Annotated in this window: 2 protein-coding genes; both read right to left on the bottom strand. The window is 73.4% G+C overall.

Annotated features, from left to right (window positions below):
* Window positions 1–413 precede the first annotated feature (413 nt).
* A complete protein-coding gene (locus tag AMY39116_RS0341640) occupies window positions 414–869 on the bottom strand; it encodes a peroxiredoxin (protein ID WP_020423516.1) in 456 nt (151 codons plus the stop codon).
* On the bottom strand, window positions 866–2692 hold the full coding sequence (locus AMY39116_RS0341635; RefSeq protein ID WP_027936707.1) for an EAL domain-containing protein: 1827 nt from the start codon (window positions 2690–2692) through the stop codon (window positions 866–868). Before AMY39116_RS0341635 ends, AMY39116_RS0341640 begins: the two co-directional genes overlap by 4 nt.
* Between the last annotated feature and the right edge of the window lie 380 nt (window positions 2693–3072).

Genomic DNA, 3072 nt, shown 5'->3' with positions numbered 1-3072 from the left:
CGGCTGCGCGCCCTTGCGGCGGCCGCCGACCGGCTGTCGCGCTGGCGCGGCGCCCCGAAACAACTGCGCGGGACCGCGGTCAGCGGTCACAAAGATCGCTCCGGCAGCCTGCCGCGCCACCGGCACCGCGCCGCCCTCGTCGGCTGCCCCACGGTCCGCCCGGGGCCACCGCCGCAATCGCGGCGCGGCCGCCCTCCCGGTACAGCCGCGCACCCTTGCCACGGCCGCCAACCGGCTGTCGCGCCGACGCAGCACCCCCGGAACAACCGCGCGGGACCGCGGTCCGCGCCCGCACCGGCGGCCTGCCAGTCCACCGCCGCTGCCCTTGGCGGCCGCCCCGCGACCTGCCGAACCACCGCCGCACGCGCGCACCGCCGCGCCGTCCTCGGCGGCCGCCCTGCGGCCCGCCGCCGCTAGCGGCTGCGCGCCCGCAGCACTTCCAGCGCCTTGTCGGCGTGCACGGCCATCCTCAGTTCGCTCTTGATGACTTCCAGCAGGCGCCGGTCGGTGTCGATGACGAACGTGTGCCGCTTCGTCAGCAGCGGGCCGAACGAGCGCCGCACGCCGAACCGCGTCGCGACCTCGCCCTCGGCGTCCGACAGGAGCGGGTAGTCGAAGCCGTGCCGCGCGCTGAACTCCTGCTGCCGCGCCACCGGGTCCGGGCTGATCCCCACCCGCTGCGCGCCGACCTCGGCGAACTCCTTCGCCAGGTCCCGGAAGTGGCAGCTCTCCGCGGTGCAGCCCGGCGTCATCGCCGCCGGGTAGAAGAACAGCACCACCGGCCCCGACTCCAGGAAACCGCTCAGCGACCGCGGCTCGCCCCGCTCGTCCGGCAGCGTGAAGTCCGGGACGACGTCCCCCGGCTTCACCCGCTCACCGCCGCGTCGGTGTGCTGCTCGATGAGCTGGTCGACCTCGTCGCCGGTCGCGGTGTCCGCCACGAACGGCCCGCGGGCCGCGATCACGCCGTGCCGCCGCAGCCGCTCGGCCTGCTCGTGGCTGCGCACGCCCTCCGCGCCGATCCGCAGCTTCAGCTCACGCGCCCGCGTCACCAGCTGGTCCAGGTGCCGCGCCGCGACCTCCGGCTCACCATCGGCGAGCGCGTCGACGACCGGCCCGGACAGGATCACGTGCTGCACCGACAGCTGGTGCTGCGGGATCAGCTCCAGATCGGCCGAGCCCTGCACGGTCAGCACCAGCTTCGCGCCGAGATCGGCCAGCACGGTGAGCGAGTCGAGCACCTCGCCGCGCGGGTCCAGGATCGACGAGCTGTCGGTGCACAACCGCAGCGCCCTGGCCGGCAGCTCGTTGCGGTCCAGCTGTTCCTTGACCAGCGCCACCAGGTCCGGCTCGATCGCCAGCCTGTTCGGCAGGCGGATGCACACGTCCGGCGCGGCCTCGCCGTAGCGTTCGCGCCAGCGCGCGGTCGCCCGCAGCGATTCGGTCAGCAGCCACTTGCCGAGCGGGATCGTCATGCCGGTCGTCTCGGCCAGCGGGAAGAACTCCTCGGCGGGCAGCTCACCCAGCTCCGGGTGGTGCCAGCGCAGCCCGGCGTTGACCGCGGCGATCTCGTCGGGCTTGGCCAGCTTCACGGTGGGCTGGTAGATCAGCTCGAACTGCCCGTTCTCCAGCGCGCCGGCGATCTCCGCGCCCAGCCGGTAGCGGGCGCGGTCGCGCGCGTCGAGCTCCGGGTCGAACAGCATCCACTGCGCCTTGCCGGCTTCCTTGGCGCGGTGCAACGCGATCTCCGCCGCGCGCTCGATGTCCTCGACACCGCCGTCGCGCACGTCGCGCACGACGATCCCGGCGCTCGCGCTCACCCCGACGCCGTGCTCGCCGATGTAGATCGGCTCGGCGAGGTCCTCCAGCGCGGTCTCGACGAGGCTGATCACTCCCGACGTGGTCAGCTCGCCGCGCAGCAGCACCGCGAACCCGTCCCCGGACAGCCGCGCCACCAGCGCGTCTTCGCCTGCGAAGGCTTCGTTCAGCTTGGTGGCCACGCCGCGGAGCACCGCGTCGCCGACACCGGCGCCGAGCCCGTCGTTGACCACCTTGAACCCGTCGAGGTCCAGGTAGATCAACGCGACCTGACCGCGTGCGGACGGGCTGAGCGCGGACTCCAGCAGCGTGCGGAAGCGGGAGGCGTTGGACAGGCCGGTGAGCGAGTCGTGGATGCTCTGGTGCCGCAGCGTTTCCTGCAGCGTGTGGACCTCGTTGGCGTCGGAGGCCATCAGCACCGGGAAGAGGGTGCCGGGCCGGTCGCCGGGCAGGCGGGTCAGGACGATGTCGGCCCACACGCCCGCGTCGTCGGCGTGGGCGAGGCGGACGCGGTCGGTGAACTCGTCCAGGTCGGTCTCGGCGAGCTCGGCCAGGCCGGTGGCCAGCTTCTCGCAGTCGCGGTTGTCGAAGCCCAGCTCGGCGAGGCGGCGGCCGCGCAGGCGGTCCGGCTTGTGCCCGAGGAACTTGCCGAGCTCCTTGTTGACCTCGACGATCACGCCGTCCGGGTCGGCCATCGCGATGCCGACGGGAGCGCTGCTGTAGAGCGTGGTGAAGCGGCGCATGGCGGCGTCGCGGGCCGCTTCGGCCTCGGCGACCGCGGTGCGCGCGAAGTCGTGCAGGAGCTGCTCGAGCTCTTCCGGGGGAAGCGATACTCCGTCCGTGTCAGCCAACCGCGCGGCCCAGCGCCGGGCCACGTCCGCCAACCCTGGTGCGGCACCAGGTTCCGACACGCTCCACCTCTTCCGGAGAACGACAAGGGCCTGGTCAGGCCCGGTCCGGGCGCCGACAAGCCCACTCCGGGCCGGATCCGCCCCGAAGTCATGCCACGCCATCACGCCCGGACAGACTTGTCTACCGGCCGAACGTGTGATGATCAGTGTAGATGTCGTCACTGCTCGTGGTTTTTCGGCTACCGCGTCCCGCCGCGGCCTCCGGTTCTGCTCCACCGTCCGCGACGCCCGGCCGCAGGCAAGGCAACTCCCCGTGGCGATCAGCGACCCGGCGCCGCGCGGGTGCCGCCCAGCGACGATCCCCCAGCGCAGCCCGCCGCCACACCGCAACCCGGCCCGCGGCG

It is taken from the genome of Amycolatopsis sp. ATCC 39116 (assembly GCF_000231075.2).
Taxonomy (GTDB): Bacteria; Actinomycetota; Actinomycetes; order Mycobacteriales; family Pseudonocardiaceae; genus Amycolatopsis_E; species Amycolatopsis_E tucumanensis.
This window is presented reverse-complemented; position numbering and strand designations above follow the sequence as displayed.